The organism is Streptomyces sp. NPDC056160 (assembly GCF_042268205.1).
Lineage (GTDB): Bacteria > Actinomycetota > Actinomycetes > Streptomycetales > Streptomycetaceae > Streptomyces.
The window spans coordinates 1-19,142 of record NZ_JBHJUW010000047.1 but is presented as its reverse complement, the minus strand read 5'-3'; the positions used below and the strand labels follow the sequence as shown (position 1 = coordinate 19,142).

Annotated in this window: 11 protein-coding genes and 3 pseudogenes; 6 read left to right on the top strand and 8 right to left on the bottom strand. The window is 69.0% G+C overall.

What is annotated here, in order from left to right; translation table 11 throughout:
• Window positions 1-42 precede the first annotated feature (42 nt).
• The 3 genes and pseudogenes from ACFC02_RS19125 to ACFC02_RS19115 form a co-directional block, all read left to right on the top strand.
• Window positions 43-1,638 carry an ABC transporter substrate-binding protein gene (locus ACFC02_RS19125; RefSeq protein ID WP_376358187.1) on the top strand — a complete coding sequence of 532 codons (1,596 nt, stop codon included), beginning with the start codon at window positions 43-45 and terminating at the stop codon, window positions 1,636-1,638.
• Between the two features lie 105 nt (window positions 1,639-1,743).
• Window positions 1,744-2,946: a Gfo/Idh/MocA family protein gene (locus ACFC02_RS19120; RefSeq protein ID WP_376358184.1), complete on the top strand. Its 1,203-nt coding sequence runs from the start codon at window positions 1,744-1,746 to the stop codon at window positions 2,944-2,946.
• A gap of 266 nt (window positions 2,947-3,212) precedes the next feature.
• Window positions 3,213-3,416, top strand: a pseudogene (locus tag ACFC02_RS19115) (ROK family protein); the annotation flags it as partial.
• Between the two features lie 64 nt (window positions 3,417-3,480).
• On the opposite strand, the pseudogene ACFC02_RS19110 reads toward ACFC02_RS19115, so the two are convergent.
• From ACFC02_RS19110 to ACFC02_RS19090, 5 genes and pseudogenes are all read right to left on the bottom strand, one after another.
• A pseudogene (locus ACFC02_RS19110) lies at window positions 3,481-3,857 on the bottom strand (helicase); the annotation flags it as partial.
• 217 nt (window positions 3,858-4,074) lie between these two features.
• Window positions 4,075-4,878 carry a hypothetical protein gene (locus tag ACFC02_RS19105; RefSeq protein WP_376358181.1) on the bottom strand — a complete coding sequence of 268 codons (804 nt, stop codon included), beginning with the start codon at window positions 4,876-4,878 and terminating at the stop codon, window positions 4,075-4,077.
• Between the two features lie 385 nt (window positions 4,879-5,263).
• On the bottom strand, window positions 5,264-6,598 hold the full coding sequence (locus ACFC02_RS19100) for a Dyp-type peroxidase (protein WP_376358178.1): 1,335 nt from the start codon (window positions 6,596-6,598) through the stop codon (window positions 5,264-5,266).
• A 20-nt stretch (window positions 6,599-6,618) separates the two neighbouring features.
• Complete coding sequence (locus ACFC02_RS19095) at window positions 6,619-7,632, bottom strand: hypothetical protein (RefSeq protein ID WP_376358175.1); 1,014 nt, start codon at window positions 7,630-7,632, stop codon at window positions 6,619-6,621.
• Between the two features lie 37 nt (window positions 7,633-7,669).
• Window positions 7,670-8,203: a hypothetical protein gene (locus ACFC02_RS19090; RefSeq protein ID WP_376358173.1), complete on the bottom strand. Its 534-nt coding sequence runs from the start codon at window positions 8,201-8,203 to the stop codon at window positions 7,670-7,672.
• A 375-nt stretch (window positions 8,204-8,578) separates the two neighbouring features.
• Between ACFC02_RS19090 and ACFC02_RS19085 the strand changes: the two genes are divergently transcribed.
• Window positions 8,579-9,700: a PP2C family protein-serine/threonine phosphatase gene (locus ACFC02_RS19085; protein WP_376358170.1), complete on the top strand. Its 1,122-nt coding sequence runs from the start codon at window positions 8,579-8,581 to the stop codon at window positions 9,698-9,700.
• A gap of 282 nt (window positions 9,701-9,982) precedes the next feature.
• Here the strand turns inward: ACFC02_RS19085 and ACFC02_RS19080 are convergent, their stop codons facing one another.
• Window positions 9,983-11,011: a helix-turn-helix domain-containing protein gene (locus ACFC02_RS19080; protein ID WP_376358168.1), complete on the bottom strand. Its 1,029-nt coding sequence runs from the start codon at window positions 11,009-11,011 to the stop codon at window positions 9,983-9,985.
• A gap of 722 nt (window positions 11,012-11,733) precedes the next feature.
• Here ACFC02_RS19080 and ACFC02_RS19075 point away from each other — a divergent pair.
• Window positions 11,734-12,852, top strand: coding sequence for a PP2C family protein-serine/threonine phosphatase (locus tag ACFC02_RS19075; protein WP_376358165.1), 1,119 nt, complete (start codon window positions 11,734-11,736; stop codon window positions 12,850-12,852).
• Between the two features lie 1,192 nt (window positions 12,853-14,044).
• A complete protein-coding gene (locus ACFC02_RS19070; RefSeq protein WP_376358162.1) occupies window positions 14,045-17,434 on the top strand; it encodes a S8 family serine peptidase in 3,390 nt (1,129 codons plus the stop codon).
• Between the two features lie 162 nt (window positions 17,435-17,596).
• On the opposite strand, the gene ACFC02_RS19065 is transcribed toward ACFC02_RS19070, so the two are convergent.
• Together ACFC02_RS19065 and ACFC02_RS19060 are read right to left on the bottom strand one after the other, a co-directional pair.
• Complete coding sequence (locus ACFC02_RS19065; RefSeq protein WP_376358279.1) at window positions 17,597-17,677, bottom strand: hypothetical protein; 81 nt, start codon at window positions 17,675-17,677, stop codon at window positions 17,597-17,599.
• Between the two features lie 638 nt (window positions 17,678-18,315).
• Window positions 18,316-19,023: pseudogene (locus ACFC02_RS19060) on the bottom strand (helicase associated domain-containing protein); the annotation flags it as partial.
• Window positions 19,024-19,142: the final 119 nt, after the last annotated feature.

Below are 19,142 nucleotides of genomic sequence, written 5' to 3'. Positions count from 1 at the left end.
GCCCCGCACATACCGGGGTCCGTACCCCCGAGAGGAACAGCATTGCGAGTCGCCAACACCGTCGTTGCCGCAGTCTCGGTCCTAGCCGCCTCGGCAGCTCTCACCGGCTGCGGCAGCCTCAACGGCACCTCCGGCAACGGCATCCGGTCGGGTGCCATCACCGCCGTGCAGATGGGGACGATCACCCGGATCACCGGCCCGCAGAACCCCGGCAGCCAGATCGGCATGGCCCTGTGTGAGGGGCTGACCAGGATCGACGACGCCGGCAAGGTCCACATGGACGGGGCCCAGAGCGTCAGCAGCCCCGACCAGGTCACCTGGACGGTCAAGGTCGCCCCCGGCCGGACCTTCTCCGACGGCACGCCGGTCACCGCGAAGACGTGGGTCGACTCGTTCAACTTCACCGCACTCGGTTCCAACGCGATGGCCAGCAACTACGCCTTCGAGCACGTGCGGGGGTACTCGGAGCTGAATCCGCCCGAGGGCAAGGCCAAGAGGACCACGCTGTCGGGCCTGAAGGTGATCGACAACAACACCTTCACCCTGACGACGGACAGCCCGAACAACGACCTGCCCCACATGCTGGCCACGCTGCCCTTCTGCCCCATGCCGAAGTCGGCGTTCAAGAACCCGATCGCCTACGACAAGAAGCCCGTCACCAACGGCCCCTACGTCCTCACCAAGCTGAACCCGCAGTTCCAGGCCGTGGTGGAACGGCGGAAGGACTACAAGGGCTGGATACCCAAGGGCGCGGCGTCAAAGATCACGTTCCGGGTCTACAACGACCCCAACACCGCCTACCAGGACGTGGTCGCCGGCAACACCGACGTCCTGCGCAGCCTGCCACCGGGCCTCGTCGCCCAGGGCGAGAACGCACTCGGAGACAAGGGCCTCACACCCATCGCCAAGAACACGCTGGAGACCTACATCACCTGGCCGACCTACCTGGACAAGAAGTACCCCAAGGAGGTCCGCGAGGCGTTCTCGATGATCGTCGACCGGGACGCAATCTCCAAGAACCTCTTCCTCGGCTCCAGCCAGGCCGCCCACTCGCTCATGCCGAACTCGGTGTCCGCCTACCGCGCGAACGCGTGCGGCTCGACATGCGGCTTCGACCCCGCCGGTGCCAAGAAGCTGCTCCAGCGGTCGGGCTTCAAGGGGATCATCCCACTGCTCTACGACTCGTCGGACACCACGTTCGCCGCGGCGGCCCTGGCCATCTCCAATGAGGCGAAGAAGATCGGGCTGAACGTCGAGCCGCGGCCCAGGCCGACAGCCGCACTCGGCGCGGACACCAACGCCTACTCCCTGGACGGGCCGAGTATCGCGCTGTGGGGTTCGTCGTTCCCGAGCGCGTCGGAGTGGGTGGCCTCCGTCATGGTCGACGCCAACTACCGGCTGAAGTACACCAACGCGACGGCGTCCTCGGAGGTCGCCAAGGCATGGGCGGCGAAGAGCCCGCCCCAGGCCGACCGGCACTGGCGGGCCGCAGAGGACTCGATCCTCGCCGACCAGGTCATCCAGCCCCTGTACTACCAGGTGATGTACATCGCCCACGCCGCGTGCCTGAGGCCGCACGCCGCCGGTGGCGACATGCAGATCTACCGCACGGAAATCACCTGCAAGACCAGCAACTGACGCGTATCGCGCCGGGTGCCCCGGTGGCCGACCGGCCGCCGCACCCGGCCGTGTGCCCCGGTGGCCGTTCCGGTCACCAAGCTATGGAACGAGGAGTCTTCGCACATGGACGCACGCATCGGGATCATCGGCTTCGGACTCAGGTCGAGCCTGTGGCGCTACGCCCACAACCCGCAGAACGGCTCGCGGGTGGTCGCCGTGTGCGACAGCGACGAACGCGGCCGCGCCGACGCGGTGGAGAAGATCGGCGACGGCGTCCAGGTGATGGCCGGCATCGACGAACTGCTGGCCCTCGACCTCGACGCCGTGATGGTCCTGACCCCGGACTACCTGCACGCCGAGCACGCGGTCCGGACGTTGGAGGCGGGAGTGCCGACGTTCCTGGAGAAGCCGATGGCCATCACCGTCGAGGGCGCGGACCGGATCCTGGAGGCGGCGTACCGCACCGGCACCCGGCTCTACATCGGGCACAACATGCGGCACATGCCAGTGGTCAAGGCCATGCGGGACGCGATCCTGGCCGGCCGGATCGGCCAGGTCAAGGCCGTCTGGTGCCGGCACTTCGTCTCCACGGGCGGCGACTTCTACTTCAAGGACTGGCACGCCGACCGGACCAAGTCCACCGGGCTCCTCCTCCAGAAGGGCGCCCACGACATCGACGTCATCCACTGGCTGGCCGGCGGCTACTCGACGACCGTCTCGGCCGTCGGGGCGCTGAGTGTCTACGGCGACATCACCGACCGGCGGGACAACTCCGACCGCCGGATGTGGGACTGGTACGACAAGGACAACTGGCCGCCCACCGCCCAGCGGGAGATGGCGCCGCAGGTCGACGTCGAGGACATCTCGATGGCCAACCTGGTGCTGAACAACGGCGTGCTCGCCTCGTACCAGCAGTGCCACTTCACCCCCGACTACTGGCGCAACTACACCGTCATCGGGACCGAGGGCCGGCTGGAGAACTTCGGCGACGACGATTTCGCCACGATCAAGCTCTGGAACAAGCGCTCCGACTCCTACCGGGGCGAGGCCGACGAGATCATCGAGGTGCCCCCGGCCGAGGGCGGCCACGGCGGGGCCGACCCGCTGCTGATCTCCGAGTTCATCCGGTTCGCCGTCGAGGGCGGCCCGACGATGACGTCCCCGATCGCCGCCCGTCAGTCGGTGGCGGCGGGCGTCGCGGGAACGCAGTCGATCCGCAGCGGGGGAGGGGCGGTCCAGGTGCCGCCGATCCCCGCCGAGATCGAGACGTACTTCCTCCGCGACCAGGTCAAGGACGTGACCGAGGTGAAGCCTGGGCTTCGCTGAGCGGACGCGGAGGCGCGGCGTAACGGGGAGCCGCCGCCGTCCGTCCAGGACCGCCGTGCGGGGATGACCTGGCGCCGGGCGGAGCCGGTCTGGTGGTGCTGCCTGTGCTCTGGCCGTGACGGCGGCGGCCGTCGTTTTCTGGACGTCGGCTGATCTGCTGCGGCCCACTGGCGGCGCTCACGCGGGAGGGGGCTGGGTCGCGTCTGCGGTCGCTCACCGACCTCGCGGCCTCCCTCATCAAGGAAGCCGAGAGCGAAGCGTCCCCGGTGCACGCCGTGGCGGTGAGCGTTCCGGGAGTCGTCCGACGGGATGCGGGGCGGGTTGAGTTCGCCCCGTCCCTGCAATGGTTCGACCTGCCGCTCGGAGCGCTCCTCCAAGAACGCCTCGGGCTGCCCGTACGGGTGGCCAACGACGTGAACCTGCTCGCCCTGGCCGAACTCCGGCACGGCGCGGCCCGTGGCCGGCGCGACGTGCTGACCGTCGCCCTGGGCACCGGGGTCGGTGCGGCGCTCATCCTCAACGGCGAACTGGCGCCGCGGTGCGCCCGGCGCCCGGCGGCGTCGATGCCGTTGGCGAACTGGCGCAGGACCTCACGCCGCTCGGTCACGAGGTGGACGCCGCACAGCCACGCCGGCCACACCCGGTCCGGCGGGACGTGGCGGCCTGCCTCGAGTTCGTAGAACTGCGCGTCGATGGAGGACTTCGGCAGCTTGTCGGCGGCGGCCAGGTCGTCGTCGGTGGCGTCGTTGACGTGCAGCTCGGCAGCGGTCTCCGGCAGCTTCTCCGCGAACGCGGCGGCCTCCTCCACCTTCTGGTGGAACGTCATGACGGTCTTGAGGGTCCCACTTCGCCGCGTGCTCCAGGAGCGCGGTCTGCAGGAGCGCCGGGCACCGGCCGCGCCGGGCCTCCTCGCCTGAAGGCCGCGGGCTTCCGCTTCGGGTCCCTGGATTCAGTGGGCAGCATCCGGCGCAGCCACTGGGGGAGCCCGACTCGCTCTGCCGCCGAGGAGCCGGCCTGCGCCTCCTGCGGCTTCCACCCAGACGCCCCGACACCCTGACGGGCCCCACCCCGATCGAGATACGCATCCCGGGAGCGTAGGGGCGACCGTGAAAGTGCGTCACGGGGCCGTCAGCCGCTATGCCGAGGATTTTCCGCCTGCTGCGGAAGAGGCGTTCCGTTGACGGACGGCGGCACCGTCGGAGCGCCCGAACGAAGAACCTCGCCCAGCACCGGAAGCTGCGCTGCGGAGAACTTCAGGATCAACGCCGCCTGGAGATGCGCCTTGAGGGCAGGATCGTCGACATCCTCCAGCAGCCGGATCGCCTGACCGGCATCCCGCTCGACCTTCATGTCCTGCCGAAGCGACTGAGTCTGCGACTCCATGTGCTTCAGCGCCAAGTCCGCTCGCCGGTGGAACAAGGTGCCGATGACGCTCATGAGGAGGCCCGCCACACTCGCCGTGACAGACGCATACTGCTCCCCCGTGGTCTCAGCCCTGAAGATCGCCATGGCGATACCGGACAGCAGGACGAGACCACCCACCACGGAGCAGGACAAGCTGACGCCGAAGCTGCGGCGGGCCTGGCTGAGGCCGTAGGCGTAGTACTCAATCAGCAGAGCAGCGAAGCGCTGATCCTCTGGCACCTGCTGGGAAGCCTTTGTCTCGATCTCCGGCTGAGTCGTACCCTCTTTGAGGTGGTCTGCTTCGGGTCCAGCTTCTGCTGTCGAATCGGTCGTGGCTCTGTCACTACCAGGGAACGGCGGGGAGTCAGGTCCCGCGCCGCTCAACTCGCCCAACACATCGGCCCGGAGCCGATCTCTCATAGCAGTGACAGATCGATCGAACTGGGACTGCACCCATCGCAGCCCCTCCGACATGAGGATGCTGGCGAGAGCGCCGACGACGACCAGCACGAGCTCTACCCAGTTCATACGGGCACCCTTGCACCGGCCTGGGCAGTGCGGGCCGGCAGTTACCCGAACGTGACGTCTGCGGACAGCGGTACCCGCGCCACACCGATGTCCTTGCGGATCCGGGCCAACCCCGCCGAGCGCTCGGGCGGACTGCCTCCGGAACCGGCTGGACGCAAAGGTACGCCGGCCGAGTGGGGACGGTCTGAGGAACGTCGGAGCGGCCGTCCCAGGCGGGCTGCCGGCCCGCCCCGGCTGCCGGACGTCGGCGAAGAAGCCCCGCAGGGCTGGGGCGGTTGCTCTTGGACCGGCGGTGAACAGGGTGGCCGCGATGAAGATCGCTGTGACCGCGTTGAACAGCAGCAAGATGTCCATGGGGCGCTTGGGCGGGCTGCTGGGCCATGGTTCAGTCCTGGAGGTCGCCCAGCCACCGCAGGGCGCTCAGTGAGGGCAGGAAGCAGTACTCGCCCCCGCGTGTGACGGTGAAACGCGGTAGCTGCGGCAGACGCCGCCGTACGGGTCGGCGGGGGATGGTGTAGTCCGTGACGCCCTCGTGGGCTCCGGCTATCGGGTCCTTGGTGTTGGCTGCGCCGAAGAAGACGCCGTCGTTCAGCCACTCGGACTGGACGAACTCGAACTGCCGCCCGAGGTGGGCGCCGATGAACGCGAAGAAAAGTCCCCGGTCCGCTCCGTCGTCCCGCAGGGCGCCGTCCGCGAGCGGGGGCCCGTAGACGGCGCCGCGCCTGATCATGCGGTGCAGCCTCACTTCTCCCGCCACCGATGCGTCTCGGGGATTGGCCCGGCGGATATGGCAGCCGCCGGGAGTGACGAACCCCGCTGGGTCGTCGCGCTCGTAGAGGAAGGTGTTGCGGCGGAGTGGGTCGGCGCCCAGCGCTGGGTCGTCCTGGTGGGGGCTGAGCGCCAGTGGTGCGCCGCTGCGCCAGCGCCCCAGGATCTTCGCTGCGAGCAGTTCCTCGTCCTCGCGGCTGGTGGAATGGTCCTTCAGACAGCGCCGGAACGCGGCGACGCGCTGGTGGAGTTTACGGAAGACCGCGTAGCTTCCGTTGCGTCCGAGTGTCTCGGGCCACGGGGTCTGGACGCCGCCGAGCTCGTCGGGGTAGCCGAGGACGAACTCGCCCGCCTTCAGCGGTGTCTCCAACTGGTTCGACCCGGCGATGCCGCTGCCCTCGATGGCGGGCTGGCTGACGCCGTCCCGGTAGCCGAAATGCTCGGCCTGCGTGGGGAGTGCATAGCAGTCCTGCCGCCAGATCGCGGTGATGCCGGACAGGTGCTCATACGTCGGGCGGGCCCGATCGATGGCCGCCTCCAGCTGCGCGACGTCGGGTGCGACGGCGGTGAGCACCATATGGACGTCAGCCGTGCCCAAGGGCGTCTCCCAGTTTTCGGGGCTGCTCTCGCCCACGTCGCCGAGCGCCCCGGCCCGGGCGGCCATGCCCTGCCGGAACTCCCAGGCGAAGGTGTCCAGCGACTCGCGCGGCACCCCGAGCGCCTTGAGGCCGTGGCAGGTGACCGCGATGCTCACCCAGGTGTCCCCTAGCGGGCTGGTCGGCTCTGCCGCGGAGGTGGTCACCGCGCTCGCGCGCCGCATCAGCTCCCGCCCGTGTGCCCGGTCGTCGATGCGGAACAAAAGGCAGGTCGCCGCGTAGGGCGTCGGCCTGGGGCTGAGGACTCCGCGCTGGATGTCGTCGAGTTCCAGGGCGGTCTGCTTCTTCCCACTCATGGTCCCGCCTCCCAGCGGCGCTACTTCGAGACGATGTTCCTCCAGAAGTTCCGCAGACTTTCGTCGCCGCCGAAGAGCGAGCTGAAGATCGTGGAGTCTGCCAGCAGAACATCGCCGGCCCGGTCACCGCCCGGGGGCATCCACAGGAACATGTTGAACTCGGTGTTGCCGGCTTCGGTGAACGGGTGCGGCCTGGAGGTGTCGATGGGCTGACTGGCCAGTACATGGATGACGTCCGGCTCTTCCGTCGTCACGGCGTAGTGCGGCAGGTGCAGGTGGAAGTTGAACGTGGTCACTCCCTCCAGCCAGCCTTTTGTGTCCAGATCCCGGGCCACGGTCAGTGGGGCGATTTTGGTAGGTTCCCCTACCGCCGGACGCAGCCCGTAGCGGTTCTCGACGGGGACCCCCAGCCCCTTCATCAGGCCCCGGAGGTGCCTGGCGAACCGCTGCTGGCGGGGAACCAGCGGGTCGCCGTGGTGGCGATGCTCCACCTCCCGTACGGACAGGTCGCCCGACGCTCCGACGTCGTGGTGCGGGCCCAGGACCAGGGAGGTTCCCTCCCGCGCGAGGAACTGCCGCAGCGCCTCGATCTCCTCCGGCTCGGCATCCTGGCCCGTGACCATGTGGTCCAGTCCGAAGACGAACAACGTGTCGGTGTCCGCCAGCACCCGGTCGTCCAGCAGGGTCCGGAACCCGGCCTGATCGATGCGTTGATACACCGGCACGGTGTGCCCGGTGGTCTCCTCGACGAAGGACTGGAAGGGCACCCAGGCCCAGAAGAACAGCTCCAGAGACCCCGCGATGCCTTGCTGGAACTGCAGGGGGTCGGACCACCTCGGGTCCTCGTACGCGGGCCAGGCAGCCCGCCGGACCTCGGTCAACGTGGAGAACCGGTTGTCCAGCTCCGCCGGGTTCCTTCCGGCCTCGGCCGGATAACTCCACGAGACGTATATGCTCACCCGCCGCCGGCCCGGAGTGCAGGGCCGGGGAACGTGATTCTGGTTGTAGGTGCGGGCCGTCCTGGATTCACTCATGACGTCTCCGATCCCCAGCGGCGCCGCCTGCAGCTTTTTACTGCAGCTGGTCGAGCATCTCCGTCAAGGCACTCTTGATCCGCAGCGCCTTTTTGATCTCATCTGCTGTCACGTACGGATACTCCCCGTATTCGATAAAACTGGGACAGTGGTGCTCACGCACGAACCTCACGAATGCTTCGGGATTCGTTCTCCAGTCATCGGGAAATCCCTCCAGGTTCTCAAAGGCAGTACTCACGCCGGACTTCGCGAACAACGCAATGGCGTCTTCGGTGTACCTGTCGAAGTCCGTGTCGAAAATGCCCTGGTACATGAAGCGCTTGTCTTCGTCGAAGAGCACCCAGCGCAGGTAGTGCAATTTCAGCGGCGCTAGAATGTAGGGATCTTGCTCCAGCGCCCTGGACAGGGTGTATCCGTACTCGCGAATCGCCTCGGCGTGGCCGGGCTTCACATTCGCGATGACGGTGAAGCCGTAACACGCGGGAGTTTTCGGGAAAATGGGCCCGTACTTTCCCTGTTCGAGATGGTCGGTCTCCTTAGGGATGGCAACCGCCCGGGGTTTGATCTCCATGCTCGCTCCTCCGCCACCGAGAAAGGAACCACCATTCCCATCGTGCCACGCAGTGCCCACTCCAGCCCGTCTAGGAGCGATACTCGTAACGTGTGCACCGCTGCCCGGGAAGCGGAAGTCCCGCCGTGATGCCCGAAGTCCCCGAAGATCAGTGAGCGGGACGAAGCGGCCCGCGGCCGCCGAGAAGATCACCGGTAACCTGGACGATGATGGTCACTCGCCCGGATTACCGGGAACCAGTGGAGGAATACACGAGCCGCGCACCCCGCAAGCAGTGCTCGTCACAGCTCGGCTACTTTGTCCGGCAGGGCACGGCTCGCCCACGGCCGGGACTGTTCACCGTACGGGGGGCGCACCGTCTGCCGGGAGGTTCCCGTGCCCCGTAAGCATCCGAAGAGTTTCGCTCACCCCCTCGAGGCCATCGAGCCGCCGCGCGACATCGAAGTATGGATCGGTGTGGTGGCCACAACGGCCCTGGTGATGGCCCTCGGTGCCCTGTCCGAGTCGCCGGTCTGGCTTCTCGGGCTCCTTGTCTTCCTGCCAGGGGCGATGTCAGCGCTGGGCACCGTGCGCCAGACGAAGTTCGTGTTTGCGTGGACCACTTTCGTGGTCATCGTCACCATGGTGGTCCGGCACGGTGACGGGCGGCCGTGGCTCGACAGGATCCTCATGGTGCTGCTCACCCTCGCCCTGGGCGCGGCGTCCGTCTACAACTGCCACCGTCGGATCAGCCGGGAGCACGAGATGGTGCGACTGCGCTCCGTCGCGACAGCGATGCAGCGCCAGATCCTGCGCCCTCTTCCCATGCTCACCGACGACGTCCTGGTGGACGGAGTGTACGAGCCTGTACAGGAGGACCGGCTCATCGGCGGCGACATCTACGACGTCGTCGTCTCTCCGTGGGGAACCCGGATCCTGATCGGCGACGTCCAGGGCAAGGGCCTGCCTGCGGTCGGCGCCGCGTTCGCCGCCATCGGCACCTTCCGTGCCACGGCCCACCGAGAACCCACCCTGACCGCGCTCGTCGACACCCTCGATGCATCTGTCGTACGGCACAACTCCTACGCCGCTCGGACCGGCGACGACCAACGGTTCGTCACAGCGCTCATCGTCAACGTTGACGCACACGAAGAGGTACAAGTCATCAACTGCGGGCATGTCCCGCCGAAGTTGCTGCACGACGCCGCCGTCACCACGCCGGCCCTCGCGTCCGGGGTCCCCCTCGGTCTCGCCGACCTCGCCGCCGAGCCCGCGACCGTCGACTGGTTCCCCTTTCCACCCGGCGCGACGCTGCTGCTGACCACAGACGGGCTCACCGAGACCCGCGCTGCCGACGGTACCTTCTACCCCCTCGCCGAACGCCTCACCAAGCACGTGGCCCTCTCCCCGGCCGACCTGCCGCACGCCCTCTACGACGACGCGCGCGTGTTCGCCGGGGAGGCAGCCCAGCACGACGACGTGGCGGTCCTGTCCGTCCGGCGGTCACCGAACCCCTGAGCGCATCACGACGCTCACCACGCGATCGACCGTCGCACCCGCCACCGGCGCGACGCCCCCCCCGCACGCCAGAGGCAGGCCCGCATGGACGTCGTCCGGTAGGCGTAGATGCCGCGGCCGCCCGCATCGGGCTACCGGGCTAACCACGCCGGGCGCGGCGCTTCCAGCCCGGATCACGGGTCCGTCGCCGGTGGAGAAGGAACCCGTGCGGAGTTGGCAGCCACCCTCGTAGGACGACGACCGACAGAGGGCTGCTCTCCGGCCCTCGGGGCAAGGAACAGGTCAAAGCCAGCCCGCGCGTGCGGCGTGCCACCCGAGTTGCAGGCGCGAATCTGCTCCGGCAAGATCCATCAGACGGCGTGTCCGCCGCTCCACGGTGCGAATGGAGACACCGAGTTGGGAGGCCACCCGCCGGTCGGAGAACCCTGCCAGCAGCAGAGCGAGGACTTCCAGCTCCCCGTCGGTCGGCTGCTGATCGGTTGCCGACTCCGCGCGCACACCCGTGGTGGTGGTGTACAGCGGCCGGGCCTGGGCCCATTCCCTCTCGAAAAGATGGACCAGGGCCGTGAGCAAGCCGCTGCGGTACACCACAATGGCGCTCGGCTCGCCGCCGGAGTCCGCCATGTCCAGTGGCACCATGGCACGCTCTCGGTCCGAGACGACCATCTTCAGCGGCAGCGAGTCCGCCAGGCGAAGCTCCAGGCCCGCCAGGATGGCCGCCCGCATGTCCCGCGCCACGTCGTGACCGTCGAGATAGTTCCTGGCAGCCACGACCCGGAAGTCGACTCCGCGGTCCAGCGCGGAGTTCTCGGACATGTCGGCATCCTCGCGCGGCACCGCGATGGGTCCGCCGACGAGGAGGACGAGCAACTCCCGCTGGGCGCCGCGCTGCAGTTGGTGGAACCGGTGTGCGACCTGCTCCACGCCAACGACCACCTCCACGACGCTAGCCGCAGGATGTGCGGCGGTACTGCGGTACTGCTCGGTCAGCATCGAGAACGCGGTCTCGGCCCGGTGCAGCGCATTGCGCTGCTCGACGAGGAGCGGGGCCAGGGCCACCGAGGGTGGTGTGAGCCGATAGCGGACGGGCTGGAGGCCGACCCGGCAGCCGGCCGAGTCGGGCGACCCGGCCCCGGCCTCGGTGGCGACCGCCACCAGGCCACGTTTCGCCAGGTCAAGCAGGATGCGGGCGGTCTCGCTCTCCTCGATTCCGGCCTGCCCGGCGAGTTCCTGCGCGGAGGCTGTCGGGCGGGCCAGCAGTGCCGTGTAGATGGCCTCTTCAGCCGGGCCCAGTCCCAGCGCCTGCAGCATGCAACTCCTCCCCGGGGGGCTGTGGTGTCAGGCCCTGGCTCGACTTGCGCTGACCGAGCGGATGCTTCACGGCCGAATCCTATCCCTCGGTCAAGATGTCGTCATCGGCTGTTTGCGGGGCCTTCACCCCACCTGGGACAGCCTTCGGGCGGTGCTGTTGGTGGGAGGGTTGGTGGGGTTGGCTGGGGGTGGTCGGGGTTGGTGGTAGGGGCATCGTCGGGTTGTCTGCGTAGGGTTTGGGGTGGGTTGTTTGTGCTTGTACCGGGCGGGGGCCTGGTGCGGCTGTTTCAGTGGGTTGCGGGAGGAGTCGGGGGTTGTCGGGCTGGTGGCTTGCGTGCTGGTGGTTTTCTGGTCGCACGGGGTCGCGGCATCGGGCGGGGGGGTCTGGCTGCGGTCCGGCAAGCCTGGGCAGGTGTGTACGAGCTGCTGCCTGGGCGCTGGAGCGGTTCGTCCGTGTGGGCGGAGAATCCGGTGCCGTCGCTCGGTGCGCTGGCGGCTCGGCGCTCGCACCATGGTGGGTGGCAGCGGAGTCTGCAGTCGCGAGGGACCTCATCGCTGTCGTCGGTCGTTTTTCCGCTTGCTGCTCATTCGGTGGCCGATCCTCCGGCGGGGGATCCGCTACGAGCTCTGCGTCGGGCGATTGTCCCGGGGGTGCAGTGGCCGCAGGTGTGTGGTGGCGACGTTCTGCCGGGTCGGCCCGGGTAATCACATACGCTACTTATGTGAACCATTTCAGTCGATTCTGGCGTCGTTCGGGCAACGTCCAGGAAGACCTGGTGCTCCTTGCGCCCTTGGCGCTGACCGTCATCATCACGGTGCTGGCTTTTGTCTCTCCGCGTTACCTCTACTTCAGCCGTTTTCTCGTACTCGCCCCTGCTTTCGCCGCGTCGGTGTGGCCAGTGGCCAAAACGGTGGCCATGGGCGTGCTCGCCGCGGCTCTCAACGTGCTGATCGCCGTGACCATCGGGGATCCGAGTGAGCAGCGTACCTATCTGTTCACCTTCGCAGTGATCGCCGGCGTCACCTCCGCAGCCGCCTACACCAGCCATGTGCGCCAGCAGCGGGAGCAGATCCTCGCCGAGGTCCGCTCCGTCGCCGAGACGACTCAGAAAGTTCTGCTGCGTCCTATGCCGCACCGCCTCGGCCGGTTGGACATCGAGGCCCTGTACCTGGCCAACGCGGCCCAGGCCCGTGTCGGGGGCGACTTCTACGAAGCGCTGGAGACGGCCTATGGCGTCCGCCTGATCATCGGAGACGTGCGCGGCAAGGGTCTCCCCGCGGTCGGCACGGCTTCAGCCATCGTCGGCTGTTTCCGGGAAGCGGCGTACGATGAGCCGGACCTGGCACGGCTAGCACGCCGGCTGGACGTGAGCATGAGCCGCTACGCCGAACTACTGCCCGGCGACCAGATGGAATACTTTGCCACGGCCCTGCTCGCCGAGATCCCCGACGACGGATCAGCCGTCGAGATCGTCAACTGCGGTCATCCCCCTCCGCTGTTGTTCCACGCGGGAGCGGTCCGCGAGGTCACCCCCACAGCGCCCTCACCACCCGTCAACATGGGCGCGCTGCTCGGGGAGGACTACCACATCGACACCGTCCCCTTCGCTGCCGAGGACCAACTGCTGCTCTACACCGACGGCGTGAGCGAGACCCGTGACCACACCGGCGCACTCTTCCCGCTGGTGCAGCACGCGGGCCGGTGGGACGCGGATTCCCCGTCCGGGCTGCTCGAGCAGTTGCACAGGGATCTGGTCCACTACAGTCACGGCCCACTCGACGACGACATCGCGGCCATCGCCGTGCGTGCGACGGCTACCACCGCGTCGGCCGGTGCGTGAAACGGGCCGGGCGCTCGTCCGCACCTCCCGGCTGTCACTGCGCCCCGGTCCCTGCCCGGCCCAGCCGCCCGGTCACGCTGCCTGCCCCGGCCATGGAAACGCCAGGCGGTCAAGGAATGTGGGCGGTGGCTCGCCCGCTGTCAGGGCGCCCTGGGCACTGGAGCCGTTCCGGTCGTCATCCGGTGGATCAACGAGGCGCGGCGCGACGAGGAGACGCTGCAGAAGAAGTTCGGCGCACTGCCCGCCGCCCCCCCCGGGGGTGACGGTGGGAGGCCCGTCCGTTGTGGAGCGCTGGGCACGCCGTCTGGTGGATCTTGCCGGAGCGGATTCGCGCCTGCGACTCGGGTGGCACGCAGCACGTGCGAGCCGGCTTCGGCCTTTCCGTTCTGGGGGCCGAGGAGTCCGCGTCCTTCGGCGGGCACCCTGCGAGGGTCGCCGCCGCGCCCTGGTGGATTCCTGCTCCACCGCTGGTGCGTCGTGCGCCGGGCTGGAGGGATCCACCGAAGCGGCGGCGGGGTCTCGACGGTAGCGAGCCCATCTCTGAAGCGCCTCCCGTGGCGCTCAGGTGACTGTCGGCGCCGGCGACCGGTGAGCAGTGACCTCGAGGGCGGGCAGGGCGTCAGTGGGCCGGCCACACCCAAGTGGGACTGATCGACCAGACGTCCGCTGCCTCCTCGGCCTCATCCGGCCGGGGCGTTGCTCACCGAACTCCTGCCGGGGCTGCGCAGGCTTCGCAAGCCGGAGCGCGGAGCCTGCGTCCGGGACGTACGTGCCGGCCTGGTAGCCGGAGTCCTTGGCCCGCACCGTCAGCCTCCTGGCGGGTCGCAGCCCACCTGCGATCCGATCACAGCTCGCTCATGAGCTCCTGGCCCCGGTCCCCGGCGGCTGGGGGCCCGCCCGGATCCGGCGGAATCGGTGTGATCCAAGGAGCTTGAGGAAGACTGGGGCCTGCTGCCGGGCCAAGAAGCGGGAAGTGCGCCCGCGCCCCGTTCAGCGAGTTCATCCGGGCGAACGCCGGGCCGGCCGGATGTGTCCCCACCGGTCCCGGGGCCTCACCGAGCCGACCGATGTGACCGCATGTCGGAAAACCGTCATGCGGTGAACCCGCCAGGCGCGGCATCCCCACGCGATCCGCATGTCTGTCAGGCTGCAGCCTCCGCATGGCATGTACACAGATCGAGTAGGGAGATTCATGCGCCCCATAACCCGCATAGCCTTGGGCGCGGCGACCGCCACCGTCCTGGCCGTCACCGCGGTCACGCCTTCCGGCGCGGCGGATGCGCCACCCGACGGGACCTCGGGGAAGATGCCCCTCGTCGGCAGTGAAACCGCAGCAACGGGCGGCAAACAGGCGACGGTCACGCTCGTCACCGGTGACAAAGTACTGGTGACCACGCAGGCGTCGGGCCGCAGCTCGGCGGCGGTGTTGCCCCGCAAGGACGGCACACGGCCGATGGTCCAGACGTATCAGATGGGCAAGGACCTTTACGTCTACCCGCAGGGCGCCTCTGCGGCGATCGCTGAGGGCAGGGTCGACGAGCAGCTGTTCAACGTCACCGGGCTCATCCGCCAGGGATACGACGACGCGCACACCGACACGCTGCCGCTCATCGCGACCTACCAAAACGGTGTGAACGTTGCCGAAAGCGCGTCGGCGACCCCTCGCGGGTCCGAGCGCGGCCTGAGCCTGCCCGCTGTGGACGGCGTCGCGCTCAGGGCCGACAAGGACACCGCCGTGGCCTTCTGGCAGGACGCCACCAACCCCCGCTCACGTTCCGGCTCCAGGCTGAAGAAACTGTGGCTGGACGGCAAGGTCGAGGCCACGCTGGACCGGTCCACCAAGCAGGTGCACGCGCCGGAGGCCTGGGCGGCCGGCTACGACGGCAAGGGCACCAAGGTCGCCGTGCTGGACACGGGCGTGGACGCCGAGCACCCGGACCTGGTCAACCGGATCACCGCGTCCAAGAACTTCACGGACTCCAAGACCACCGACGACCATGTGGGCCACGGCACGCATACCGCCTCCACGGCCGGCGGGTCCGGAGCAGCCAGTGACGGCCGCCAAAAGGGCGTCGCCCCGGGTTCCTCCCTGCTCATCGGCAAGGTCCTCAACGACAGTGGCCAAGGCCTGGACTCCTGGATCATCGCGGGTATGCAGTGGGCCGTCGACCAGAAGGCCGACGTCGTCTCCATGAGCCTGGGCAACCCCAGGATCGGCGACTGCGCCGACCCGATGGCCCAGGCCACGCAGGAGCTGTCGAAGAGCCAGCACACCCTGTTCGTCGTCGCCGCCGGCAACTCCGGCCCGGGAGCCGAGACCGTTTCCTCGCCCGGGTGCGTGCCCGGCGTGCTGACCGTGGGCGCCGTCGACCGCGACGACACCACGGCACAGTTCTCCAGCCGCGGCCCGGTGGCCGTCACCCACACCCTCAAACCCGAGATCGCCGCCCCCGGCGTCGACATCTCCGCGGCCAGCGCGGGCGGCCGCGGCGTCTACGCCTACCGGACGATGTCCGGCACCTCCATGGCCACCCCCCATGTCGCGGGCGCCGCAGCCGTCGTCCGCCAGGCCCATCCGGACTGGACCGCCCAGCACATCAAGACCGCCCTGGTCTCCTCCGCCCGCACCGGCGGCAATGTCGCCGGCGCCGACCAGACTGGCGGCGGGGTGCTCGACGTGTTCGGCGCGGTGAACCAGAAGGTGCTTTCCGCGCCGGCTGTCCAGGCCGGCAACTACAACTGGCCGCAGGCCACCTCGGACCGCACCACCGTGCAAGTGCCCTTCACCAACACCACCGACAGCGAACTGACGCTCCATCTGAAGCTCAGCGGTGTGCACGGCAACGACGGCAGCGACGTCACCTCCAAAATCATCAAGCCGGAGGACAACAAGGTGACCCTCCCCGCGGGGGCCACCGTTCAGGTGCCGCTGCGGATCGACCCCACCGCCCGTCTGAGGCCCGCCCAGTACGGTGCGATCACGGGCCGGATCCTGGCCACCGGCGGCGACGTGCACGTCTCCGTGCCCGTCACCCTCTACGTCCAGCCGCAGACGCTCACCCTCCACGTCAAGGTCGTCGACCGCAACGGCGAGCCCGCGACCGGCTCCTCCTCCTTGGACGTCGCCAGCCTCGACACCGACGAGGGCGAGCGCCGCACCAACGCAGGTGCGCCCGATCAGACCTACCGTGTACGCCCGGGCGACTACGCCCTCAGCAGCTTCGTGACGACGCCCGACGCGAGCAACGCGCCCGAATCGGTCAGCTACCTCGCGCATCCGCAACTGCGGATCACCAAGGACACCACCATCGTCCTCGACGCCCGCAAGGCCCACCAGCTGAGTCTGCACACCAACCGCCCCTCGACCCTGCGGGGCACCACGTTGAGCTACACCCGCGGGTGGGACGACACCTGGCAGCTCAGCGGAACACTCGCGGCCGACGGCGCCGTGCAGAAGTTCTACGCGGACATCGACGGGCACGCCCACAAGGGCACCTTCGAGTTCCGGCCCACCTGGCGCGCGACCGGCTCCGAGAACGGCTCGTCCTACGTCTACAACCTGTCGTTCCCGACCAAGGGCCCGCTGCACTCCGACATGGCCTACCGGCCCAATGACACCCGGCTGGCCCAGGTCACCGAGACATGGCATGCCATGGGCAAGGAGGCCGACTACATCGACGCGCTGTTCCTCCACCCCTCCAGGAGCAACCCCACCCAGATCCCCGTGAGCCTGTACCAGACGGTCCACGTACCCGGCACCCGCACCGCCTACTACACGACCGGCGACGAAGCCTGGTACCACGGCGCGATGACCAGCTTCCCGTTCGCCGCCTTCATGAGCGACCACGACCGCACCTACAAGGCGGGACAGCGGAGCGCCGAGGAGTGGTACGGCGGCCCCCTGCGGCCGGGCGCAGCGCGTGACGCCGACGGCAACCTGATGCTCGCCGCCGAGCGGCAGGGCAACCAGATCGGAATCCAGAACGCGCTCTGGGTGGACAGCTCCGGCGACCACTGGACCTACGGCGGATCCTTCGGCGACATCGGCAAAATGTCATTGAAGCGCAACGGTGAAGAGATCGGCAAACTCGCCTACCCCTACGGCGTGTTCGATGTGCCGGACGAGGACTCCGCGTACGAGCTCACCCAGCACCTGGAGAAAATTTACACGGGCGACCGCAACTGGCTGCGCTCCACAGCCGCCGACACCACCTGGAGCTTCCGCTCCCACCGGGAGCCAGACGTCTACTCCCGCGGCCTGCCGCTCCTCCACCCGGCGTACGACCTGCCGGTGGACGGCATGAACACCCTGCCCGCCCGCAGCGGCATCAAGGTCGGCCTGTCGGCCGAGGGCCACGCCGGGTACACCCCGGCCGCGATCACGGCGGCCTCGCTGTCCTACTCCTACGACGGCGGCACCACCTGGACCCAGGCGCCGACCGAGCAGCACGACGGCAAGTGGACGGCCCTCCTCGACCACACCGGCGCCGCCGGCAAGGAGGTCACGACGAAGATCACCCTCACCGACGCCAACGGCAACGCGGTCACACAAACCGTCACCCGCGCCTACGACGTGCGGTAGCCACACAGACCGGCCGGACGGTCCACCGCGACAGGCGGCCCGCCCGGCCGGTCAGCCTGCCCTTGCCGAAACCCCGCCCGTGCATCCCATACGACGAGTTCGCACTCGAGTCCCGGGAGAATGCCCGATCGCTGAGCGGCTGGTCGACCCGGAACGGCTGAGTCACTCAATGTTGATGGCGATGGCGGTCAGAACGTGCTGGAAGTGGACCTTGCTCTGTCCTCGGCAGCGGCAGCGGCACATGCCGTGGCCGTGGGCGAACCCATTGACCGTTCCCCACTCCGCAGCGGACCGCGTAGCGGATCTTCCACCCCAGCATCGGCACTTGGAACCGCCCCCCTTCGCAGCACCCGACCGCTACCAGCGCATGCCGAGGGCGGTCCACTCCGCGCGCTGCACGTCGGTGAGTCTGTCGGCCCGCCGCCGGTGTTGTCGACGACGACACCCAGCTTGATCTCGGCCCCGTCCGGCAGCACCTCCACGTGCTTGCGCGACACCCGCAAGTGCCCCTCCCGCCCGTGGTACTGCCGTGCCGCCGCGAGGTTCACAGCCCGCGCTGCCTCCCGCCGCCCCACCGGCCGCGCCCCCGCGCCCTCGGCGGCGGGGGCGGGCTCCAGGCCCAGAGTCTCCAGGAGGTACTGCTGCGCGGGCATGAGCCGTTCCCGCCCGGCGCGCTGCCCTGCCGTCCACGCTCCGAGGTCTTCGCCCTGGACGATGACCTGCCCCGCGGCCTGGGGGAGCGGGCCGCCGGCGCGGACGTGGGCCTGGCACAGCCGGTAGGCCCGCTGCCACCCCGTATCCCACACCGGGCACCACCCCGCGTCGACGGCCTCCAGGGCCTCCCTACGACCCTCTGACAGCTCCCCGGTACAAGGCACGCCCGTTCCCCCCGCCGCGCGCCGCGCGGCGTTCTGGACGGCTTTCCGGGCCGCCTGCCGCTGATTCTTGGCCCACACCCCGACGGGCTGCCCCTCCCACACCGCGGTCGCCGGCGGGACGAAGTGCCCGTGCGCGGCCGCGTACGAGCGGGCCACGGCGAGCATGCCCTCCCACTCGGTGTAGACTGACCACACCATCCCCAACGTCTCCAGCTCGGCCACCCGCTCGGCCTCCAGCGTCCCGGTCGCGTAGTACCGGCGCTGATCCGCCAACCACGCACCCAACGGATACGAGCCCAGGTCGGCCCAGTCCTGCGGAGTCCGGTACGCCACCGGCACCGACAACACCTCCCACCCGGTCTCCCGCAGCCACCGCGACGCGGCCGCGATCCCGCGCCGCCAGTACGCGCCCTCGGGATCGATGACCCGCAGCCGCACGAACGCAGCCACCGCCGCAGGGTCCCGCTCCGTACTGAACCGCAGCACACCCGCCGCCGCACTCACCCGCCTCGCACCCCCGGCATCCTGGTCCTGGTCCCCGTCATCGCCCCGGCCACCCTCGCCCAACCCACCCCCGGCCGCACCGAGTCCGCGACCCCTCGGGCCGCTGCGCGCCCTCGGGTCCGCCAAGGCTTCCACCGTGTCCGTGTCATGCGCCCGCAGCGCCCCGAGCACCTTCGCCAGGGTCCCGTACGCGTCCGACGTCAGCATTGCATTCTCGTCTGACAAATCCGCTAAGAGGTTGTCTCACGTGGCGAGTTTCGCGAGCTTCTTGTAGCAGGTCAGGGCGGCTGCAAGGCCGAGGAAGGCGAGGAAGTGGTTCCCGTTGC

Bases quoted from the DNA above. Each gene is read 5' to 3' on its own strand.
- ACFC02_RS19120 (WP_376358184.1), top strand. From the start codon at position 1,744: ATGGACGCACGCATCGGGATCATCGGCTTCGGACTCAGGTCGAGCCTG.
- ACFC02_RS19105 (WP_376358181.1), bottom strand. From the start codon at position 4,878: ATGAACTGGGTAGAGCTCGTGCTGGTCGTCGTCGGCGCTCTCGCCAGC.
- ACFC02_RS19100 (WP_376358178.1), bottom strand. From the start codon at position 6,598: ATGAGTGGGAAGAAGCAGACCGCCCTGGAACTCGACGACATCCAGCGC.
- ACFC02_RS19095 (WP_376358175.1), bottom strand. From the start codon at position 7,632: ATGAGTGAATCCAGGACGGCCCGCACCTACAACCAGAATCACGTTCCC.
- ACFC02_RS19090 (WP_376358173.1), bottom strand. From the start codon at position 8,203: ATGGAGATCAAACCCCGGGCGGTTGCCATCCCTAAGGAGACCGACCAT.
- ACFC02_RS19080 (WP_376358168.1), bottom strand. From the start codon at position 11,011: ATGCTGCAGGCGCTGGGACTGGGCCCGGCTGAAGAGGCCATCTACACG.
- ACFC02_RS19070 (WP_376358162.1), top strand. From the start codon at position 14,045: ATGCGCCCCATAACCCGCATAGCCTTGGGCGCGGCGACCGCCACCGTC.
- ACFC02_RS19065 (WP_376358279.1), bottom strand. From the start codon at position 17,677: ATGTGCCGCTGCCGCTGCCGAGGACAGAGCAAGGTCCACTTCCAGCAC.